This window comes from Hymenobacter agri (assembly GCF_054778495.1).
Genome location: NZ_BAAGZM010000001.1, coordinates 1 through 22,330, shown reverse-complemented (window position 1 = coordinate 22,330; position 22,330 = coordinate 1). Strand labels below are relative to the sequence as shown.

The window sequence follows — 22,330 nt, the reverse complement described above, 5'->3', positions numbered from 1 at the left end:
AACGGACGGTACCTGCTCTCCTGAAGAAGCGTAAGCAAGGTGCAAGGTAAGGATAAGTAGCGGCCGGCAAACTCCCTTTATGATGGCGGGCCGGCCTTATTTTCATTGTCGTAAAGGGCCATCAACATGCTCTCCTGCACCCACAGCAGACCCCACCGCTCGAACTTGTCGGTATCGGCTCCAAAGTAGCGCTGTGCCTGCTGCCAGCCTTCTTTCCCGGCCTCGACCAGTTCAGCCAGGCTCAGGCCCCGCCCCCGGTAGCGGCGGGCAACGGAAACCAGGAGCATATTGGTGTCCGGTGGAAGGCCGGGAGGTATCGGAGTGTTCAGCACCTCTTCCCGGGCTTGCTGGTCTTCCTCGGTCTGACACTCCAATTTAACAATGCGCAGCGGTCGTAGCATGGGGTTACTCAGAAGGGTAGGAGTTGTCTTACTGCCGGCTGACGAGCATCATCACCTGGATGCTTTCGCCGAGGGCCGGATTGAGGCCGTGCCCAAACACAACTTCGGCCTGGTCGCCGGCCTGGCTCACCACGTATTCCAGTAGGTAGGTTAGCTCGTCCATTTCCAATTCAGTCGCCGTTCCGCTTTGAATGGCCAGCAAAATCCGGTGGGCCGGTAGTGTAGCATCTCCGAGCACGGTGGATTCTGTCCACAGCTGCTGTCCGACAACTGCGGCGCGGTTGTGGCCCTCCCCGGTGGCCATGCCGAATTGAAGGCAGGTAGCCCCGGCCAGCAGTGCCCAAACGTCCTGGTGGTCTACATTGATATCCCCGGTATCCGCCAGGATGTGGTGCAAGACGGTCAACAGGCCGGATTTTGTGGCCGGTGTCAATGCCTGCTTGGCCGGCACGTCGGCGCATTCCTGTAGCCAGGACGTGAACAGGGCATCCGCCTGGGCTGGGCCGCTTGCGAGGGGTGGGATGAGTGAGGTCTGCATGGGTTGAGGTGCCAATTTTATACGAAGGTGCAGGCAGACGACGACAGAACGTGTCGTTCTCATCCGGGCCGGAGAATTGCTGCCGGGGTTAAGCTAAATGTTCGGGATATCTTCGATTTGCACCGACCGATTCTTTGGCTCTTATTAGGCCCGGCTGCTAATCCCCCGGCCCAAATCGAATGACCAACCCACTACTTTCAGACCAGGAAAGCGAGCTTACCGCGTTGCTGGATGCCTACCAGGAGCAGTTTCCAGCGGCCGAGAGCCCCATAACTTATATGATGGGGTTTGGCCCGGAACAGCTGTGCACCATTTTGCGGGAAGCCAACGGGCGGGAAATCGTATTCAGCTACCCCGAATTGGACCAAGGGGTACTCGATGGCTGCGTCTATCATTATAAGGAAGCCCCGGATGAAGCCGGGCGCGGTAACCCCATCACCTTGCAGGAACTGCTCTATGCCCGCGGCCTCCCGCGCACGGCCAAAACGAAGCTGGTGCGGCACCGCGATACCAGCGGTAAACTTGACATCCACGACCTCTACCGCAACCACCGGCCGGCTTTCCTCGACTACCAGCGCCAGCAAGGGAACCGCGTGTTTGACAAATGCGACTTCCTCGTGGCCTGCCTGGGCGAGCCGGGCAGCCAGTCTCGCTTTGTGGGGGTGTTTCAGGTGCAGGGCATCGAGCGCGAAACCGAAGAACATTACTACTACAACCTGGTCGAAGTGCCCGGCTTTGCCGACCTGAAAGAGCGGGTCATCTTTGACTGGGGCAGGGCCGCCATCAGTTGGCACCAATGGCTGCGGCCGGAAGTGGGCAAGACGGTACTGGAAATTCAGCCCAAGCCGTTCAGCCAGCCCTTTACCGACTACTTGGATTTCACCCTTTCGTTCGCGGAGCTGACGCAACTCGTCACCAACCAGTCGCCCCGCGACGAGTGGTACCGGATGCTCTCGGCCACGGCCGGGGTGTACTTGATACTGGACCAGTCCAGCGGGAAGCAATACATTGGCTCGGCCTCCGGCACGGAAGGCATCTGGGGCCGCTGGAAAGACTACGTGGCCACGCGGGGCCATGGGGGCAACGTGGAATTGGTCAAGCTCCTGGCCACCGACGCTCAGCACGGCCGGCATTTCCAATTCACCGTCCTGATGACCCTGCCCAAAACCATGACCCGGCCCGAAGTCATCAAACGCGAATACCTCTTTATGAAAAAGCTCGGCTCCCGCGCCCACGGCCTTAACCAGAAAGCATCCCATGAACAATAAGGCAGCCATTACCACGCACGCGGGCCTGACGCTCGACCTGGCCCAAATCAAGTGCTTCAAGCTGTCGCCGTTTCTCATCGACGGCAACGACACTCGGCAACTGCTGGTGGAGTACAAGACCCGGCCAGTCTATGTGCTGCACCCAGGCACGAAGCAGTGGGAGAAGGAATACCTGGCCGATGTCATTGCCTACGACTTCCCAAGCTATGAATCCGCGCAGGCCCACCTGAGCGAGTGGGAAGAAATCTGGCAGGACTACCTAAATGGGCAGGACTAACGGATTTAGGTAATTGCGATAGTTTGGCACGAGCAGCTTCTTCGTTCACTTGCAGCGCCTACGGTCCATCGCTGATGGTTCGTAGGCTATTTCTGTTGAACTGGCCCAAGCCCATCCGTGAAAATGCTACTCCTATCTTGTGTCCTTTCTTAGCACCCGCATCTTGTTAATATGGAAGAGGCTGAAGTAATCGCCGGTTGTGAACACCTCTTAGGGTTGATAAAGGAGCGCGACCGCAAGCTGCTGGTGTTGAAGTATGTCAACTTCCTGGATTGGTTCGGGATGGGTCTCCGGCGCAACCCCGAGCGGGTGGCCATCATTGACTCCTTTTTACAAGCCAACAACATCACCGTGTGGTGTAAGCGCGAGTCGCAAAGCTCTATCGCCCATTTTGACCGCCGCACCACCGACCGAATCACCTTCCGCCTCGAAGGGGCAGCCCAAACCATGCAGAACGGCCAGGACCAGATTAGCTACGACAACGCCGGGACCATCGAGGTCGCCAAGCAGGACAGCGGCATCGCCCTCTACCCTCACCAGAAGGAGGCCTTGCAGCATCTGAATGATAAAATCACCAAGTCCGGGAAGGTGCCCTTCGCGGGCTTGCTCGTCTTGCCAACTGGCGGCGGGAAAACCCTGACGGCGGCCCATTGGCTGTGCACCAACCTGCTTAACCAGAACAAGAAAATCCTCTGGATTGCGCACCGGCACGAACTCCTGGACCAGGCCAAGGCGACGTTTCACGAACGGCTGGCTTTTCAAGACATTCTGCGTACCAAGCCCTCCTTCAACTACCGCATCATTTCGGGCATTCACGACAAGCCGGTGCACATTCGGCCCACCGATGACCTCATCATTGCCAGCAAGGACAGCCTGAACGCCGGCTTCAAGTACCTGCTGGATAAATGGCTGGTTAACCAGGAAGAAGTCTTTCTCATCATCGACGAGGCGCACCACGCAACGGCCCGGACTTACCGGAAGCTCATCGAGAGCATCCGCGGCAGCGTCAAGCAGTTTCGGATGATTGGCTTGACCGCGACGCCCTTCCGCACCGTCGAGGAAGAGCAGGGGCTGCTGGCCAAAGTGTTCCCGGACGACATCATCTACAAGATTGACTTACGCAAGCTCATCACCCGCGGCATCCTGTCCGAGCCCGTCTTTGAGAGTGTCGAAACCGACTTCAACGTCTTGAGCCTGTTCAACAAGCAGGAACTGGACAAGCTGAACTACTTCGACATTGGCAGCATCGGCGAGGGAACGGCCAAAACCATCGCCCAAAACGACCAACGCAACTGGTGCATTGTCAACCGCTACTGCGAGAACAAGGCCAAATACAAGCAGACCCTCGTTTTTGCACTCAATCAGGACAACGCCATTGCCCTGAAAAAGCTATTTCAGCTGAAGGACATCCGCTGCGAGTACGTGCTCTCCTCCATTCGGGACCAAGCCACCGGCGTTACCATTTCCAGCAAGGGCAACAAAGAGATTATCCAGCGCTTCCGGGCCGGTGAACTGGACGTGTTGATAAACGTCAACATCCTAACGGAAGGCACGGATTTGCCCAATGTCCAAACCGTTTTCCTGGCCCGGCCGACCATCTCGCCGACGTTGATGACGCAGATGATTGGGCGGGGGCTGCGCGGCGAAAAGGCCGGTGGCACCAAGGAAGCCTACATCGTCAGCTTCATTGACAACTGGGAGGACAAGGTTGCCTGGGTCAACCCCGAGCGGTTGATAATCGAGGAGAACACGGACTTCAACGACACGCAGAAAAACACCCAAAAGCAGCTCGTCCGGCTCATCTCCATCAGCAAGATTGAAGAGTTCGCGGTGCTGGTGAACGACCACATCGACAAAGCCGACAAAGAGAAGCTGGAAAACATGCCCTTCATCGAGCGTTTGCCGCTGGGCATCTATCACTTCTCCCTGTTGAGTCAGTTCGAGGAGGAAGCCCGGGAGAAGAACTGCGAGGTTCTCGTGTACAGCAACCTCAAGCAGCCCTACGCCGATTTGATGCATGCGCTCCCCTCGCTGGTAGCAGGCCTGAAGGCCCCGGTGGCGGATTACCTGTCGGAAGCGCAGCTGCAGGACCTAAGCGCGACCATCGAGAGCAAGATTTTCTTCGGCCACGACCTGTACCCGGGGTACAGCCCGCAAGATGTCAAGGACATCGTGCAGTACTATTACCAAAGCGAATCGCTGCCGAGCTACATCGAGTTGCAGGACCGGGCCAAGTTTGACGTGACCAACGTGGCCAAGGATATTCTGGCGGGCGACTACAGTCGCTCGCAGGAAGAAGCCTACAAAAGCCAGCTGTGGGACGAGCACGAATCGCAGTGGAAAACCTTCTTTGGCCACGACAAGCGCTACTTCCTGCATGAAGTTGACTTGGCCATCCGCCGCATCAGCAACCCGGACCTCTACCAGCGCCCGACCATTATCCCCACCGACCGGAAGGAGCTACGCCGACTAGAGGAACTGCCGATGGGGGAAATCCGGGAGCAGAACCCGGCGTACTGGAAATGGCTCAGTGACCAGGTGTACGAGAAGCATCGCGATGCCGAAGGGTACTATCAAAGCGCGGAAGGCGATTACCGAAGCAAAAACAAGCTCGACTTTCAGTTGGACCACATCACGGCGATAAGCAATGGGGGGCTGACCACCTTCGAGAACCTGCAGTTGCTGACCCGAAAGCAAAACGCTGTCAAGGGAGCCCGGTAAGTGAAAGGGCTCCACTGTCTTCGGAAAGACCATAACTTCGCTACCTCTCCGCCTCATTCATTTGTTTATTCTATGAGAAGTCTCACTACGCTCATCTTCTTGTTTATTCTAACCAGTTACCGTCTGGTAGCGCAAACCACTACTGCCCCCACAGTAACCACAGTAGATGGCAAGGCTCGTATCGAGTTTATCGTATCAGCTGCCGGCGAACAGGATGCCCTTTTTCTGAAAGGAAAAGATTGGCTGTACAAGACCTATAACTCGGGCAAGACGGTGGAGCAGTACGACGATAAGGCTGCCGGACGGATAGCCGTTAAGGCCCGGACGCAAGAATTGAAATGGAATGCCGGGCTAGGCATTGTCAACACGGCCGGGGGCTTCACCTATAACATGACGCTGGATTTTAAGGAAGGCAAAGGCCGACTCATTATCGAAGACATCACTTATCAGAAAGGCCAGCTAAAGGATGCGATGATACTGGCCTCGGGTGCGGATTTGGCCGACACGTTTCCGGCCAACTGGCCCACGCTCGGGAAGAAAGCGATGACGAAGCACTGGAACGAAATGCAAGCAGCCGGCACGAGCGAACTGCTGGCGCTGGCGACTTCCTTTCAAAGCGCACTGACGAAAAAGGGAGATAACAAGGATTGGTAGCTCTCACCGAAAAAGCCGTGCTTATCAAGCACGGCTTTTCAAAACTTAGTTTAGGTACGATAAGCCTTCATTATCGTACCTAAACTATCACTACATTTGTTGCCGTAAAATCATTGGTAAGTATGCTCCATTTCGATAACGCTTGGCGTTTTGAATCGCCCGGTTCACTGCACCCACAAGTCTCCCAAGAATTCCTTGAAATCATCGGTAAACTAGCGCAGGGCAAGCAACAGGTATACGAACACTTCAAAACGTACCTTGCTTCGGTGTCAGGCACTGTGGCTTCACGCAGTTCCAATGCGAGTTGGGCGTATACTGATTTGCAACACGCTATCGATGAAGCCGCTAATAATGCGCCCATGTGCATCGAAGCGTTTTATTCTGCTTGTCAAGAATTCAAAGATGGCCCGGTTCTCGGCCATGAGCTGATAAATCGCATTCTGGCGAAGCACGGTGAACCGTACCAGATTAAGCCGCCCAACCTGGAACGGCTCGAATCCGGTCAACCGGTAACCAAACCAGAGGTACCGCTGTCATTAGCACAACAGGCACAAGATATCATCCACGCATCTTTCGCCGAATCGCAGCGGCTGTTAGCAGAAGGCCGGTATCGGCCCGCAGTGCAGGAAATCCTATGGCTGTTGGAAACAGTATCAACTGCCTTTCAGGGGATGTCCACTAGCGAGAGTGAGACAATACAAGGAAAGTATTTCAATAAGATTGTCGACGAACTGCGAAAGCGAAATCAAGGCACGGCTCTGGAACAGGTCATCGGATGGTTGAAGACGCTGCACGGGTATTTGTCTGCGCCGGCCGGCGGAGGCATTCGACATGGGATGGACCTGAAAGAAGGAGTAGCCACGTCAGAGGGTGAAGCCAAGTTGTATTGCAACCTTATTACCAGCTACACTAATTTCCTTCTTTCTGAGTACCAACGATTAAGTTCAAGCTCTGCAAAGCTTGATTAAGAGCCTACCGGAATGAAACAAAAGGAAAAAAAAGCCAACCTACCGGTAGTGACCGATTCCGTGCCGGCACTGGCCCTGGCCGACCTCTCAGGTACGGTCCCAACTGCGGTGAGCCGCTACCTGGTGCGCGGCCTCGAAGGGGCCGATAACACCCGCCTGGCGTATGCGACCGACCTGGCCACGTTTGAAGCCTATTGCACCGAACACGGGTTGGAGCCTTACCCTGCCCACGTAACTACGCTGGCTGGCTACGTGACCCACCTGGCTGACTTGCCGCGCAAGCTGGCCACCATCGCCCGGCACCTGGCTGCCATCAACAAGAAGCATCAGCTGCTCGGGCTGCCATCGGCCGTGGGGGCTCCCGCCCTAGACGTCGTAATGAAAGGCATTTCCCGCGAACTGGGCAAGCGGCAGAAGCAGGCCCCGGCATTCACGGTGGCCTACCTCAAGAACGTTATTAAGAACCTCGACCTCGAAACCGCGGCCGGTATCCGGGACCGGGCACTCCTGCTGCTCGGGTTCGCCGGCGCCTTCCGGCGCTCTGAGTTGGTGGCCCTCGACTTGGAGCAAGTCGAACTGAAAGATGCGGCCCTGGTGCTACACCTGGGCAAGAGCAAAACCAACCAGACCGGCGAAACCGAAGATAAAGCCGTTTTCTACGCCGCTAACCCGCTTTTCTGCCCGGTACGGGCCTTCCAGGACTGGCAGCGCCTGCTGGGGCGCACGTCGGGGCCGGTGTTCGTGTCGCTTCGTAAAGGCAAGACGGCCGGCGACGCGGTGCCAACGGATAAGCGCCTCTCCGATGTCCGGGTAAACCGGCTCGTCAAGCAGCACCTGGGCGAAGAGTACTCTGCGCACTCGCTGCGGGCATCTTTCATCACCACGGCCAAACTCAACGGCCAATCCAACGAATTCATCAAAAATCAGACTAAGCAGAAAACTGACGAGATGATAAGCCGCTATACCCGCCTCTCGGACGTGATAGCCTACAACGCGGCGCAGGCCCTGGGACTATAGCGCAAAAGAGCCCACGTAAATCAGGCAGTTCTCGATTTTTCGTAGAGCGCTAGCTTCTTTCTTGATTCTTCAGCAGCTCGTTGAAGCTCTTTTTCAAGGCACTCTGTCTCTTCGTAGTCAATTCTGTAGCCAAACAGCTTCACCTTTATCACTGATTGCATGGACATGCCCTCAGAAAAAACGGTACTGAAGCTCTTATTACAGCTCTTGCATTTGTATTTGTATCTACCCGTAGGCGTTTGACCAGCTGCGTTGATGGAGTATTTGTCAGCCTGGCAGTAGGGGCACTTGAAACTATGCCGGTCCACCCGATACTTAACCGCAGAAGAATCGGTGAATAAGTACTCGTTGTTATTCCAGTCCACTAAGTCCAGGTTATAATCCCTTACCAGGCCGATAAACTCGGCTTTCCGCTGTTGGTAACCGGCTTGGTCGAAATAATGAGCAACGGGAATCTTCAGCAGGTAGTCTGCTCTAGGAAAATAGAGCGCAATCGTATGGATAGGGTAAATGGGCTCGCAGTCTTTGGTATGCATCAATGACAGCAGATAGTAGCCAATCAACTGATTTAGATACGAGCGCTGCAGGGTCTGCGTCGCGGTAACTTTCAGGTCTATCAGTACCCCATCAATGATAATATCAGCGTCCGCCCCTCCAACCAGCATGCCGGCGCGACCAAAGGTCGGGTTCAAAACGCAGTGGTGCTGTGCCAGAAAGGGCTCCCAATTGACGGCCTGAAAGAGTTTTTCAACCTGGTCGATTTCAGCTGCTTCGTCGTCAAATGCGACTTCCCGAAAAGCAAACTCGGGCCTTCCGGTGCGGTAGACCACGTCAAGCTTTGCAAGCAACAAACAGGAAAGGATTAGCTCCGGTGTAAGAACACCACTGCGGAGGAAAGCTTGGTATTGACCCTTTGCATCATCAAAGTCGCTCTCCAAGCGAGCAACCAAAGGCAGGGTTTTAGCAGCTGCTTCCGGCTTGGTCTTGGCTTTCCTGGCTTGCGAACTGGTAACCATGCCCAATGCGTGTTCGGCAATCCATTGGCGCGGCTCCTGCCGGAACTGTGCGTTGATTCGCTCTAGCTGGAATCGAAAGAGGTAGTCAAAGGCGGTTCCGATACGCGAGTAGCTAAGGTCGCCATTGCGTTCCTTATGTACCGTGATTGGCACCCTCACTACCGGTATATTATTGGGGAAATGATGCCTGAGCCATGCGGTCAGATTGCTGTGAAGGGGGCTTTGCAGAATTGAGGTTAAACTCATGGGTGCAATCTGAGAATGCTAGACACACTCAGCTGCCAACGGGTAATTAGCCCGTGTCTCCCCGCAGAAGTACAGCCGACTGCCCTCCGTGTCACATTTGAAGTCTGTACCAGCTGCAATGCTCCAAATCTGATTGCAAGAAACCCTAATGCGGGATTTAGACTGGGGGTGATGCCTGCTCAGTAGGATATCACAGGTAAGGGTATCGTCATCCATCTCTACGTTCCATGCAACGGCTTGATGAAGGTGTAGCACCGCTAGATACCAGGTACGCCCCTCTGACTCATAGGAGTGAGCCTTTACTATGTAGTGATTAGCTGGGTCAGCAAGCCCGACAACTAGCTCCCGTAGGGCAATGCGTGGGTGAGTTGTCGTGGAGGCTGTCACAAGCGTTTTTTTAGTGGGTATGTCAGCAAATTAGAAGCAGCGGTCCTTACGCGGCATCCAGAATAAAGTCTGCGGGTATTTGGAGCTTTTGATACAAGCGCCGGGCCAAGTCGAGATTGATTTGCCGCTTTCCCTTCAGCACCTCGTTGAGGCGTGAAGGAGTAATTTCCAGCAGGGCTGCCAACTCCTTTTGCTTCATACGCCGGCGAAACATCTCTACTTCAATGCGCCCAGCTATCGTTTGGGGAGGCCCGGGGTGGAAATCTTGTGCCTTCTCATAAGCGTGAATGGCATCCCGCAGGGGCAATAGCGCAGCAGTGTTGCCCGAATCAGTATCAAGCAACTCATCAAACTGGCGTAAAGCCGCCAAGTACTCAGCTTCGGTGTGCAACGTCATGACTAAGCAGGTTATACGGTTGAGGCATTCACTTTATCGTAGGCGGCGTGTGTTCCAATAAATCGAATATATACTGTACGAATGTTGAAATGTATCCTGGCAATAAGGCGGTAGCGGTTGCCCCGTATGTTAAACACGTAGCGGTCGTTTCCTACATAGTCTGCGGTCGGATAACTAGCCTTTACATCTGACCAAGTCGCCCAATCAGCGCACTCGACCTGAGCATACCATACCCGCAGCGCTTCTCTTGCGTCAGCATGACGTTCGCCAAATTCACGCAGGGTCCGCTCGGTTAAAACAACCATAACGCAAATCTAGTCGCTTTGATTACAATTTGCGCAATTTTATTCTGATTTTGGTAATATAGGTGCTACATTTGCTCAACCCTGAATCGTGGGGGTAATGACTAGCGACAGCATTAAATTCTGGTTTGAAACCGTAAAGCTTTGCTGTAGCTTCGTAGATTTTTTGAGTCCCCCGAACGCCTACTTGTGTACGAATTAACTCCAAAACTGCCCACCAATGCCGCTATACGCCGGTTGTGGGCCGTTCTTGCTAAAGCTCCCCTGCCAACAGTGTTGGCGGATTATCTGCGTGGGTGGCTGGGTATGTTGAATGACGAGGCCCTGCCTCACGCTGATTACTTACGCTTACGGGTTTTTGGCCGGGTGCTCATGGACCTTGCCAGTCAGGGATGGCACTTCTCCTGCACCAGCGAAGATGCAACCATTCTACGCGCATTGTCCCCGGATACAACGGTACGCCCTGGGCAAAGCGCCACTTCGCCCGCTGAAGTAAAGCAAGTGCTACGGGCGTCGCTGGTCGCGAACCGCGATGAGCAACTGCGTGACCCCGATAATCAGCGCTTCATACGACGTATGGAGATGCCCCGCCGACATGCAGGGCGCATGTTGAACGTGCGTAACCTGCTGGTAAACCCAAGGACTCTAGCTGCTGAATTGCAGACTTGCCTGGCAGCCCCTGAAGCAAATCGCGCCGAGTTGATTGGCTCATTGGTACAGCCCTACTTGCAGTTGGCCACGGAAGCAACCGATGAGCACACCGGACTTCGTCTGCTGGACATCTGGCGTTACTGCCGCTACACCTGGAGTCTTCCTTTTCAGACCCAGCCGGGCCGGCGCATGTTCTACTTGGTACGCGACGCAGCTCGGCCGCTGCACCCCATTATTGGTATTGGCGCCCTGGGCTCCGCTGTTGTTCAGATAACGGTGCGGGACGAATACGTTGGCTGGTCAGTCAAATCCTTGCAGAAGTGCGCTGACCCAACGAGTCGACTACGTGCTCTGGACCTTGAACTTGCCCGCGCAGTAGATGAGATATTCGCGGAGGATTTTGTTGAGGAAGGTATACTAGAGCTAGCAGAGCTAATTCAACCCACCGCGGCGACCTTCGACAATCTGGACCGCGCTGCCCGGGACTTGCCTCTAGCAAGTCGTACGGCACACCGGGGACTAAAAATCGACCTCGAAGTAGAGGCGCGTTCAGACCTTTATCGTCGTAAGCGGGCAGAAACGCTAAGCGGGCTGCTTTCTGCCCGCCAAGTGTTTCAGCAGAGTGACCACCTGCCTGCTCCCGAACGGTTAGCCCACCTGCTAGCCTCGCCAGAGGGCTTGAAGGCATTGCGCGTTGCCATAAAAAGCATCAAAAAGCGTCATGTAGCGGCTTCTATTATGGAAATCACTACGTGCGGGGCTATACCTCCCTACGGCGAGTTACTGGGTGGAAAACTGGTTGCAATGCTGATGGCAAGCCCTCAAGTCGTAGCCGAGTATAAAGCACGGTATACCGATAGCTCGAGCGTGATTGCCAGCCGTATGCGGGGCGAAATTGTAAACCGTGACGCTAACCTTGTCCTGCTGGGAACCAGCAGTCTTTACCACGTTGGAAGCAGTCAGTACAACCGCATCAAGTTTCCCACTGCGAAAGGGGAAATCGAGTACAAGCTTATTGGGAAAACGGAAGGGTTTGGAAGTGTCCACTTATCGCGTCAGAGCTATGATGCAATCCAGGACATGCTGCGCGAAGACCCGGCGCAGAACAGCCAGAGTTATACATTCGCTGCCGGAGTAAACTATAAGTTGCGCTCCATTGCCTCGGCGTTTAACATGCTGGGCCTTCAGAAACTGCAAAAACACGCTACCCCTCGCCTGGTCTATCTCACTCCCACGGCCAAGAACTGGCAGCGCTACCTATTAGGAGAAGACCAGCAGCCTGATTGGCTTTATTCGGACCTTGGCAATTATGTCCAAGAAACGGCAGCTATTGTTGAGCATTGGAAACAGCGCTGGTTTATCAAGCGGGCTCAAAACCCTGAAATCGTTGCCCGTCTGCTAACGGCGGAAAAGATTGCCTCACTAACTCAAATCACCGACCACGAAACCGAGGCTGCCCGAAAACAGCAGGGGTCTTTTTTTTTTCTAGGAGATAATATGCCACCCAAGATAGACTGGTCGGTATTCGCCTTGTTCAACGGCGGACGCACAAGCTTTGCTGAGAAATTGAAGCCAGCGGAGCTAGAAATTTTTCATATCGAGTCCAAAAAGCTGGAAGCCGGAATCATTGGCTTGCTTAACTCGAACCGACGAATCTACCTGACTGGCAATCCAGGGGACGGAAAGACGCACCTTATCCGTCGATTGTCTGAGGACAACGACAAATGGCCGGGCAATACGTTCGTCCACTGGGATGCGAGCGCAGAGAATCAGGAAAAGCTCGTGACGGAGCTAAAACAGGCCATTAGCGACAAGCGGCCGGTGCTGGTGGCAGTAAACGAAGGGCCTTTGCGACAAATTCTGCTTGACCTACCCGAGTCCGAAGCTAGCATGTTACGTGAGCAATTGGCAACCCCATTTGTCTACGACGCGGGCACCGCCGATGAGCCGGAAATTCCGGAAGTGCTCTTGGTCCACCTTGGCTCCCGGCAGGTATTGACCCATGAGTTGATTGAAAAAGCGCTACAAATTGCCCTCCGGAAAGTAGATTATGATAGCGCTCCTCAACGGGTAAGAGATAATGTGCAGGCTCTGGGCCATCACCTGGTTCAACAACGCCTCGGTGACTTGCTGAAACTGGTTAGCCAGGGCGGTACCCACGTCACCATGCATCAACTGCTGGGGTTGCTGTCGCGCATGATTACCGGGGGGTCACCCTTACCTGCGCGGGCACAAAACGCGCATCCTTACTACGAGACAATTTTCGAGAAGATAGAGGGGAGTGCACTATCGGCAACGCTTCGGGAACTGGACCCTGCGCGTTCGCCCCACGCGCATTTGGATACCCACAAACTTTGGGATGCTCCCGTCTCAGCTGGGCAATGGCTGACCAGCCCGGCCCATCCTGCTCCAGGTTCAAGTTCTGACAAAGAAGAAGCTGTGCGCTGGTTCCGGTCACTGAAAAGGCAATACTATTTTGAAGCCTCGCAAGGCAAGGACTTGCTAAAATCCATCCCCCCGGACCGGGCAAGTTTCGCCGAACTAGTTTCTGGTGGCACAGGCCAGGCACGACGTAAGTTGTTAACAGCCCTTGCACGATTCGCTAACCAGAAAATCGAGAGCGGCACGAAAAATCACGATGGAAGTTCTAACGCAACTGCGCCAGAACTATACCTATGGACATCGCTACGCTACGATGCGGTTGGTCCAGCTACTGCCCTGATAGCGGCGGCAAGTTTGCGGGAAACAGACGTGGCCGTGCAGCTTCCGTCCTTATCCCCCGCTCTCGCCAGTCTGCTGGACTACGAGCCTGACCATGTCCGGTTAACCCTAAGTCGTAAAGCAAATGCGCCCGCTTTATTGCTTGATTTAGAACTCTGGACTGCGCTAGGACAGGTTGCTCGTGGATTGCCCTTGCAATTTCGGTCGGAAGAAGCCGGCCGGCGAGTGGGACGTTTTCTATCGGAGCTAGCCGCTTTTAGCACGGCTGATGAAACGGGGAAAATACGAATCCATGATGTTGAAGCAGGCCACACATACGCAGTTGGCTTAGAAGCACAGCCGCTTGATAAAAACGGGCACAGCAAGATAAAATACGTGCTCTAAGACCACCCCACTTTCGTTTCGACCAATCCTTAGTTGATACTATGCCTGAGCTTTTACTTGCTGAAGTAGCCGAACTTGTTGCCAACGCTACCTGGGGCTTCGTTCCTGCCCGTGACATTAAGCCTGTCCATTTAGCGAACGGCATGTTTCGGGCGCTTGCTGGTCCAATAGAACCGGATTTGGGTTTGTTGAAGAAGGTGGTGGCCACTATGCGGGGCAAGACGCAGAAATCTTCCACAGAAATTATCGAAATCGCTGATTTCAGAGCCGCAGCTGAGTTGCCGCTGAGTACCGCAGCAGCGGAGGGAGCAGTAACACAGTTACGCAAGGCGCTCGATGTGGTGCTCAATCAAGATGGGGCATTTTATGAAGGTTCAACCTCTACGCCTACCCTCTCCCACTGGCATCATCTCACGAAAGACCCCTCAGACCAACGAGCGGGGCATCTACTTGCACACGTTTTACTAGGCGCCCCCGAACGGGCGGCAGCCTTGGCAATCCGGGGAGCCTTATCCAAGAATAATGACGCTGTTTACCGGCTGACCGCTCCCCTAATAGGAAACCAAGAGGAAGAATTGCCTGCGTTTCCTGCACCAGATAGTGATATCCAACAGAAAGCGCAAGAATCGTGTGTTCTAAAAAGCCTTCAGGAAAGCTTTACTACCCTAGCAGAATACAGTGAGTATCTGGATAAAACCGCCTTGTTGCAACGAACGGTAACCCTGGCAGGGTTCGGATTGCTGCTCTACCTGTTCAACGGAAATTCAGATACCTGCCAGCCATTATTGCTTTGTGCTTCTGACCATCCAATGGCAGTCAGAGAAGCCAGCCGCCACACCTTGGCCTTGGCCCGCAGGCGGCTGCGAACGGTATTTGGGGAATCACTGCGTAAAGAGTTGATTAAGCGGGGTGATGATAAACTCAAAGAACAAGAATACCGTGACTGGGCATCTACATGGCTCCCGTCCGAATCTTTTACTCCTAACCAAATTCAGCGTTACGCCTTAGAATTTGAGCAGGAACTGCTAGCTGGCGAAACGCCCTTTGAAGCAGCCGTCCGCGCTCTAACAGGCCCGGCAATGGCCATAATTGGCAGAACTAAATCGGGACAGGACAGCGTCACACCAGAGGGCTGTAGCAAACACCTCGGTCGGCGCATCGGCTTGCAGTGGCCCCGCAAGCATGGACGGGGCGAGCGCTATTTGCTCCCTGTTGGGGCTATCTATGATGCTTTGGTGACTAGCCTGCTGCATCATAAGGACGTGATACAGGCGGAGGTATTTTGGGAGTTGGCATACAAGCGGTTTGGGCTGATATGCGGCGCGTTGCCAGAAGTCGATGGAGAACGCCTTGCCCGCTTAGGGATTCGCAATGTCACATCAGCACAGCTGGCTGCCAATGCCCGCGGCATCATTGAAGATTTGACCCGTTTGGGTTACGCTCGAACTTACGCCGATGACGTGACGCTGATTAGCGCCATGTGGTAGCCAGCAGATTGGCTTTTCCCTTATCCTTCCCGCTTATATAGAGCCTGTGATGCCCTCGAAAGATATACTCTTCGCTACCCTATTTGAACTGCTAGAGCAAGAGTTCGCTATAGCACCAACTGGGCTACTGCTCCCTAATTTGCCGTTACCGACTGCGGATTGGTTACCTGAGTTACTGCATACGCTGGCAGATGATAGCCGGTACTATGTAACGGTTGTAGGAGCCGACCAAACAAAGACCTTGGCCCTTCAGCCATTGGTAAATCCTCACTTTGGGCTAACGGCAACTCATGCAGTAGAAATACGCAACGACTTGGAGTTGCCCGCCGATGCGCGGCGGCTGGTTATTGTGCTTAAGACTGAGCCCCGCATGAATTCATTGCGGGATTATAGAATTCTAAGCGTTGAGAAGATAGTCCAGGCGATAGCCCGTAAAGGCAGTACTAAAGCGCCGAACTCGCCCCAACGCGCCCTTTGGGATGTATTGGCTACCACGAAGTTACCAACCGAACTCGGGGCCTTGATTCGGTTTTATGACGAGGTCTACAGAGAAGGAGGTGCTGAGCCACGGGAGGCTTTACACATTCTTGAATTGCTCCCAGACCCTGCCTTATTCAACGACCACCGCACTACTGTTGGGGCAATAGCACCGCGTCTGGAGCTAAATGCAACCTTGACGGGGCGGTTGTTGCTGCGCGACTCGGAGGACGTTGACAAGGCATATGAGACATACCGCAAAGCGGTAGACGCAGCCAATCCTATAACGGACTTACTACGAGAGAGCTACGGGCGATTTCGCAAATTGGACCCGGCTGCTGAATTACCATCTCAATTAGAGGGGTTTTCGTTTGAAGCGGTGAGAATGCTGTTCGGAGAGAGCAGCCTCCCTCCTGTGAAACCATCTCCCAACCCTCAACCGGAGCCTGAACCCGAGCCGGAGCCAGAGCCGGAGCCAGAGCCAGAGCCAGAGCCTGAACCCGGGCCAGGACCAGGACCGGGACCAGGGCCAAATCCTGAGCCAGAACCAGAACCCGAGCCAGAGCCAGAACCGATTCGGCCTAATCCCCCTGGAGGCGGCCCCTCTGGTGGCAAGCCAAGTCGTGAGTCCTTCCGAGAAGGGTTACTTGATGAGGCTGTGTTAGCAATCGCAGCTGACCCCCGTTTTGCCGAAACCTGGGGTCAGGAGGTAACCAAGCTTTTTTCTGCTTTGCGGAAGGAGCCTGAAGGGAGCAACATGCTGATTGGTATTCGGACAGAGTGTGACCATCGCACGGAACCTGGGGCCCTTCTTTTGACCGAAGAACTACTAGACACCCACCGTTTTGGCGGAATCATTACGGTAGGGCAGGCCAATTCCTTAGAGGAAGCATTGGCTTCTTTATCCGAAGGCCTGCCCGCTGCAAACCCCATTTTTGATGCAACGTGGCTAAGCCAGTTGCAAGAATACCTAACAACGGCTGAAGAACTTCTTCCCCCCGGTTTTGAAGGCATCGCGCGGCTTAAGTACTACATGGACTGCCGGGCACGGCTCGTTCCCGTGGCCGATATGCTTACGGCTGCCCCCCTCACTACTTTGCTGGCTCAGCCTGACATCTTACAAGCTGCCCGCGATACAGTAGCCGCTTACGAGGGGTTAATGGAGCATATTAGCAGCCACTTTGCTCAACTCCAACAAGAAGATGGTGCTCAGCTCTTAGGGGGACTATTGCTGCGCTTAGACTTGGTGGAAGTGCGTGATGGCATGGGTGGGCGAGCAGGGTTATTAGCACCTTTTCATCCGCTGATTCTGTGGAAGAATATCGAGTTGGCCGATGAGGTGCTAGCTGGGCATGCAGCCGACTTGCGTTTGTTGATTGGGCGGCTTAGCCTTTTCTCCGAGCCTTTAAGGGCCCTGATGCTCCCCGTTGACGAGTCCTACACCGACACGGCATTAGCGTATGCTGACCGCTTGGGTTCCTGGGCGGTATATCGTCCTGCGGGGCTGGTAAACGTCACGGTAAGCATTCGCTTGCTGGAACGGGCTGCTGAGAAAATTGCGATACTATACCCCCCGGTACGTCAACACCTCCGCCTCTTCCTGCATCATCCAGAAAGCCTTGAGCGGGTAACCGAGGTTCTCCGGCATCTTTTTGCCCCTAAAAAAGGGCATACGCCATTCGAGCATGTTCAATTAATCATCAGCCATCATCCAGACACACCCATCAAACTCGATGGTTTGAACAACTTCATCAGTGAGGGTTTGGTGACTCCCGAACTGAAATCAGCTGTTGACGCCGACGAAATCGTTCCGTGGCTGGTTGACAATCCGGTGCACATACTGGTGCTGCCAGGGCAGCGCTATTTGCAGCCAACCCGGATTGGACGTCAAGCAAGCAACATCCACCCGCTTAGTCTGCCGCGACTGCTTCAGTTTAATCAGTTTAAGAAGATTATCAGCCTGCAGCCTCGTAGTCAGCAAGGGTCAAGCAGCGGCGCTAGCCAGCCCTTTGGCCCCTATCATGCCCTCGCCGCTGCGCTGGGAGGACAACCCCAGCAGGAGCTATCAGGCACACTCGTTCAGCAGGAGAATAATGGGAGCCAGACCATCCTGATGCCGCATGCTGTTTTCATGTTGTTGGCGGGAGCAACCGGCGTCGAGGGGGCACAAGTGCTGGCCCGTGAAGGAGGCATTGACGGGGACGTAGTGGTAACGCATTATCCTAAACGCTTCGTCAAAGGCGTCGAGTACATGCTGCGGGAACTGAACTACCAGCCGGATGCAGCTGGAGTACTGCGCCTGCTGAAGCGTTTGGAAACGGTGGGCGAAACCGGCCTTTTCAAAACCATCAGCGATACGGGTGTAGGCGGATTTTCCCCTCCTGAGCTGAAAGGGCAATTTGGGTTGGCAGTCGCTTTAGGTTGGTATCTGGCCCTCGCGGGCAATGACCCACGTCATTTGACCGTAAGCCTGGACTCAGAATTAGCGAAGCGTTGGCTTGAAAAGCGTGATTCTGACCGTCGCAACGATTTGCTAGGCATGCGCCGCTTGGAAAACGGACGGCTGAGCATCGACTTAATCGAGGTCAAGTCCTATAAGGTTGGGGCTAATATTGAAGGCGACGGACATCCGGGCGAACAGCTACGCGCCGTAGCGCGAGCCCTGTTCCCTGTCTTGGAAGGCAAAGGCGGTGACCTGCTAACCGATTGCCGGCGAGAACTACTGCGTGAGCAGCTATTCAGGGAGGGTCAACTTACGTTTCCCAAGGAAGGTGTTACCACCAAAGAATGGGGTGGTTGGATTCAACTCCTGAATGATACCCTGGATGGCGAATTATCCCTTGAGGAAGGGAAAATTGAAGTTAACCTTATGCTCATCGAGGTTTGCTTTGAAGAAAACATTGAACGGAGCGAAACCATTGTGCAAGCTGATGCTGGCGCACAACATCCAGCTGACCGCTTGCCTGTACATCGGGTTCGTTTGGGCGAATCGGATGTAAAACTGTTGCTTGGCAGCGATTGGGCCGCTCCGGTCACATTGCCAACTGTTACGGTCCCGGCACCCGTAAAAGCTCAACCAAAAGGTGCGCAGGCAGCTGCAACGCCAGCCCCAAAGCCAACCGTTATAGTTGCAGACCCCATAGTTGCACCTAAAAAACCAGATGGTCCTGAAAAGCAGGGTGAGGATGATTCGGAGGTGACCGGCACCACCCCGCTACCAGATGCCCCTATAGCACCTGCCAGTGGGGGTAGTTCTGCTCCGATTCCCCCGGAAGCAGTACTAGGTGAAGAAGAACCGGCTGAGCCCACCCAGTCCGTCAAATCCACGGCTGACTTGGAGGCGCTGGCCGCGGCGTTATACCGCGCTTTGCAAAACTTTGGGCAGACCCCGAAGAAGCCCATTGACCCGCAACTTGCCGATGTAGGTCCTACCGTCATCCGTTTCAAGATAGAAACCCGCGTAGGGCAGCAACTCAACAAGATTCAAGCAAGGGCATTGGACTTGCAACGGGAGATGGAGTTGGAAAAGCCCCCCGTCATTTACAATCTGCGAGGGTACATCGCCGTAGATATCCCGCGCCCTGACCCACAGGCCGTTTTATTGAAGGACGTTCTGGCAAGCAGCGCCAAAAAGAAACAGGAGTTAGCTCCCATTTCTTTCCCTGCGGGTGTGGCTCCCGACGGGGACGTGCCATGGCTGAGCATCCCGCTTCTGCCGCATATGCTAGTTGGGGGTACTTCGCGCTCGGGCAAAACAATGTTCCTCTATAGCATCATTGTTTCTCTAACGAAGTTGAATACCCCGGACGAGTTGAAAATCGTCTTGATTGACCCCAAGCGGACTGATTTCAACTATTTCAGTTCATTGCCTCACCTCTACAACGGCGAGATTCTGACTGATAAGCAGCAGGCGATGGACGTGTTGCAGGACCTGCTTAATATCGAGTTAGAGCGCCGTACCGATGTGCTGGTGGAGCACGGGTGCCGGGATATTCAAGACCTGCACCGAAGCCAACCACAGATTGTCATGCCTTATGTGATAGTGGTTATTGACGAGTTTGCTGACCTGTCCGGCATCATGGACAAGAAGCAGCGGGAAGCCTTTGATATGCTCCTGGGACGTGTTGCCCAACGAGCCCGGAGCGTTGGCATTCACCTCATCATTGCCACGCAACGGCCAGATGCGAAGGTGATTTTCGGAAATCTTAAGGCTAACCTGCTCTGCAGAGTGGCTTTTCAGCTTACTTCTGGTATCGATAGCCGCATTATTTTGGATGAGAATGGGGCAGAAGACCTGATAGGCTACGGCGACATGCTACTCAAAATAGAGGGACGGATTCAGCGTTTGCAAGGGTTTTTCATCAGCACAGATGAGTTGCGAAAACTTAAATCCTAGCTTTTCCGCTCTTGGCTAATACGGCATTGAACATGACGGCAAGAAAATTAGGGCTGATTTACGCTGCCATCCATGCGGAAAGGCTGGGTTTTATCCGGGAGATATGCGAGGACTGGTCAAAACCAGAACTGCCCTTTGCCCTTGATGAGTCGATGAAGCACTTGGAAAGCGGCATGCTCTATACTTTCAAGCAAGGGGGCATACAAACTCACCGTATTGCAACGGAATTGGAGGCTCCAACCAAGGATTTCTATGACCAGTTGGACCGGACTATTTTCAGTAGACAAGGGGCCAGCATTAAAGCAAACCGGCACAATTTAGACACGGTAGACTTCATCCTAAAAAACGACCTTGACAGCACGTACTACCATCAGGCATACGCTATCAGAAAGATAAACGGCTTTCTGGATAATGAATTTGAAACCTTTGACTTTGAGAAGGCGGTCGAGGCATACCGGGTTGAATTGAAGTGCTCGGGCTTTACCAGAGTTGGCAAAGAAGACAAGGCCTGGATTGCCATTGAATCAACCAACTACTTCCTTAACCGTACCTGGGACCCCTATCTAACAAAACTGCTCCCGATAATCCACAACGTCATTTGTGAAGACTCCTACTACGCAAGCTGGCAATCCATACTGGATGAGTTGAAGACTGGTCTCGGTCTCGAAGGGATAAAAAAGCTGGAATTGGAAGCCGCACAGCTGGAATTCAACATCAAAGACAACATATTCAGTAAGTATAGCCGAACTGCCCATAAAGAGGGCTTAGTATCTGAGATAGAGCTAATTCGGAATCGAATTTTATCAGGATTGGGTCAATAGAAAGCAGGGCACTTACCCTATACCAATTGAATTATCATAGATTCTATTTCACCAATTTCTGCCAATTTTTTTAGTCAATTCAAAACTAATTTAATTAGTAACAACGTATACTTGCGGCTTACTTAACAGTTCCGCTGTATGAGAAACGTTGAATTGATACCTGTTCCGGCAATTAGCCAAAACCCAACCTTACTGCCCCTATTCAGCTATCTAGTGCCTGCTGGCTTCCCTTCGCCGGCAACGGACCACCTCGAAGGGCTCTTTGACTTGAACCGGCTGCTGCTGCGACATCCCGACGCTACCTACCTGCTACGGGTCAGCGGGGAGAGCATGGCGGGTGCTGAAATCCATACCGGCGACCTACTGGCCGTGGACAAGCATTTGGAAGCTGACCACAACCATATTGTGGTAGCCGTGGTGCACGGAGAATGCACCGTAAAGCGCTTGGTGCGTGAAGGACAGAAGTGGTGGCTCAAACCCGAAAATCCTGCCTACCAGCCTTACGAGATTACCGACACCGACGAGTTGCGGATTTGGGGCGTGGTTACCCACGTCGTGCATGAGCTAATTCCCGGCAAATTGACGGCGTTAATCCAAAGCCTCGATTAGCTATGTTCGGCCTAGTCGATTGCAACAATTTCTACGTGAGCTGCGAGCGGGTTTTTCAGCCGCGCTACGAGGGTCGGCCGGTGGTTGTGCTCAGCAACAACGATGGCAACATCATCAGCCGCTCCGCTGAGGCAAAGGCCCTGGGCCTGCAAATGGGCGACCCTTATTTTCAGGTCAAGCCCTTGCTGCAACAACACAACGTGACCGTATTTTCGAGCAATTACGCCTTGTATGGCGATATGAGCCGGCGTGTCATGTGGTATCTCGGCCAATCGGCTCCCGGCGTTGAAATCTACTCCATTGACGAGGCATTTCTGGACCTGGCCGGAATGGAAAAGCACTTGGGGAGCCTGGATGCTTTCGCCCGTAAGATTCGGGCCGGGGTTAAGGCGCGAACGGGCATTCCGACCTGCGTTGGGGTTGCACCGACCAAAACCTTAGCCAAACTGGCGAACCGCATCGCTAAGAAAAACCCGGACCTGGGCGGGGTGCTCTACCTCGACAACGCGGACCGGCGGGCCTGGGCGCTGGGGCAAGTGGCCGTGGGCGACGTGTGGGGCATCGGGCGGCAGTACGCGGCCAAACTCACCGC

17 protein-coding genes are annotated in these 22,330 nt (G+C 54.1%); 12 read left to right on the top strand and 5 right to left on the bottom strand.

The features are described 5' to 3' along the window. Positions 1-77: 77 nt before the first annotated feature. Both ACYVDE_RS00085 and ACYVDE_RS00080 read right to left on the bottom strand, forming a co-directional pair. Entirely contained in the window at positions 78-401 is a 324-nt protein-coding gene (locus tag ACYVDE_RS00085; RefSeq protein ID WP_138081941.1) for a sigma factor, read from the bottom strand. A gap of 28 nt (positions 402-429) precedes the next feature. Next, entirely contained in the window at positions 430-939 is a 510-nt protein-coding gene (locus ACYVDE_RS00080; protein WP_171025833.1) for an FtsZ/tubulin family protein, read from the bottom strand. Between the two features lie 179 nt (positions 940-1,118). On the opposite strand from ACYVDE_RS00080, the gene ACYVDE_RS00075 reads away from it, so the two are divergent. From ACYVDE_RS00075 to ACYVDE_RS00050, 6 genes are all read left to right on the top strand, one after another. Next, positions 1,119-2,207: a GIY-YIG nuclease family protein gene (locus ACYVDE_RS00075; protein ID WP_138081945.1), complete on the top strand. Its 1,089-nt coding sequence runs from the start codon at positions 1,119-1,121 to the stop codon at positions 2,205-2,207. Further along, on the top strand, positions 2,197-2,484 hold the full coding sequence (locus ACYVDE_RS00070) for a hypothetical protein (protein WP_138081947.1): 288 nt from the start codon (positions 2,197-2,199) through the stop codon (positions 2,482-2,484). The genes ACYVDE_RS00075 and ACYVDE_RS00070 overlap by 11 nt, the downstream gene beginning before the upstream one ends. 171 nt (positions 2,485-2,655) lie before the next feature. Then, positions 2,656-5,205 carry a DEAD/DEAH box helicase family protein gene (locus ACYVDE_RS00065; protein WP_138081949.1) on the top strand — a complete coding sequence of 850 codons (2,550 nt, stop codon included), beginning with the start codon at positions 2,656-2,658 and terminating at the stop codon, positions 5,203-5,205. A gap of 72 nt (positions 5,206-5,277) precedes the next feature. Further along, positions 5,278-5,859 (top strand): DUF4468 domain-containing protein, encoded by a 582-nt coding sequence (locus ACYVDE_RS00060; RefSeq protein ID WP_138081951.1) that lies wholly within the window; start codon positions 5,278-5,280, stop codon positions 5,857-5,859. 122 nt (positions 5,860-5,981) lie between these two features. Next, positions 5,982-6,827 (top strand): hypothetical protein, encoded by an 846-nt coding sequence (locus tag ACYVDE_RS00055; protein ID WP_138081953.1) that lies wholly within the window; start codon positions 5,982-5,984, stop codon positions 6,825-6,827. 12 nt (positions 6,828-6,839) lie between these two features. Further along, positions 6,840-7,844: a tyrosine-type recombinase/integrase gene (locus tag ACYVDE_RS00050; RefSeq protein ID WP_138081955.1), complete on the top strand. Its 1,005-nt coding sequence runs from the start codon at positions 6,840-6,842 to the stop codon at positions 7,842-7,844. 20 nt (positions 7,845-7,864) lie between these two features. Here ACYVDE_RS00050 and ACYVDE_RS00045 read toward each other — a convergent pair whose 3' ends face one another. The 3 genes from ACYVDE_RS00045 to ACYVDE_RS00035 all read right to left on the bottom strand — a co-directional run bounded on the left by ACYVDE_RS00045 (position 7,865) and on the right by ACYVDE_RS00035 (position 10,195). Next, a complete protein-coding gene (locus tag ACYVDE_RS00045) occupies positions 7,865-9,106 on the bottom strand; it encodes an IS1 family transposase (RefSeq protein ID WP_138081957.1) in 1,242 nt (413 codons plus the stop codon). A gap of 433 nt (positions 9,107-9,539) precedes the next feature. Continuing rightward, a complete protein-coding gene (locus ACYVDE_RS00040) occupies positions 9,540-9,890 on the bottom strand; it encodes a helix-turn-helix domain-containing protein (RefSeq protein WP_138081959.1) in 351 nt (116 codons plus the stop codon). A gap of 11 nt (positions 9,891-9,901) precedes the next feature. Further along, positions 9,902-10,195 (bottom strand): type II toxin-antitoxin system HigB family toxin, encoded by a 294-nt coding sequence (locus ACYVDE_RS00035; RefSeq protein ID WP_138081961.1) that lies wholly within the window; start codon positions 10,193-10,195, stop codon positions 9,902-9,904. Positions 10,196-10,381: 186 nt separating this feature from the next. Between ACYVDE_RS00035 and ACYVDE_RS00030 the strand changes: the two genes are divergently transcribed. From ACYVDE_RS00030 to ACYVDE_RS00005, 6 genes are all read left to right on the top strand, one after another. Beyond that, positions 10,382-13,948, top strand: a complete 3,567-nt coding sequence (locus ACYVDE_RS00030) for a Druantia anti-phage system protein DruA (protein WP_138081963.1) — start codon at positions 10,382-10,384, stop codon at positions 13,946-13,948. A gap of 41 nt (positions 13,949-13,989) precedes the next feature. Next, the gene (locus ACYVDE_RS00025) at positions 13,990-15,435 is read left to right on the top strand and encodes a hypothetical protein (RefSeq protein ID WP_138081965.1); all 1,446 of its coding nucleotides are present in this window, start codon (positions 13,990-13,992) and stop codon (positions 15,433-15,435) included. Between the two features lie 1,291 nt (positions 15,436-16,726). Then, a complete protein-coding gene (locus tag ACYVDE_RS00020) occupies positions 16,727-20,308 on the top strand; it encodes a DNA translocase FtsK (RefSeq protein ID WP_212744950.1) in 3,582 nt (1,193 codons plus the stop codon). Between the two features lie 11 nt (positions 20,309-20,319). Then, complete coding sequence (locus ACYVDE_RS00015) at positions 20,320-21,129, top strand: hypothetical protein (protein WP_138081969.1); 810 nt, start codon at positions 20,320-20,322, stop codon at positions 21,127-21,129. Between the two features lie 138 nt (positions 21,130-21,267). Further along, positions 21,268-21,738 (top strand): LexA family protein, encoded by a 471-nt coding sequence (locus ACYVDE_RS00010; RefSeq protein WP_138081971.1) that lies wholly within the window; start codon positions 21,268-21,270, stop codon positions 21,736-21,738. 2 nt (positions 21,739-21,740) lie between these two features. Beyond that, on the top strand, positions 21,741-22,330 hold a 590-nt coding region (locus tag ACYVDE_RS00005), incomplete at its 3' end, for a Y-family DNA polymerase (RefSeq protein ID WP_460499485.1).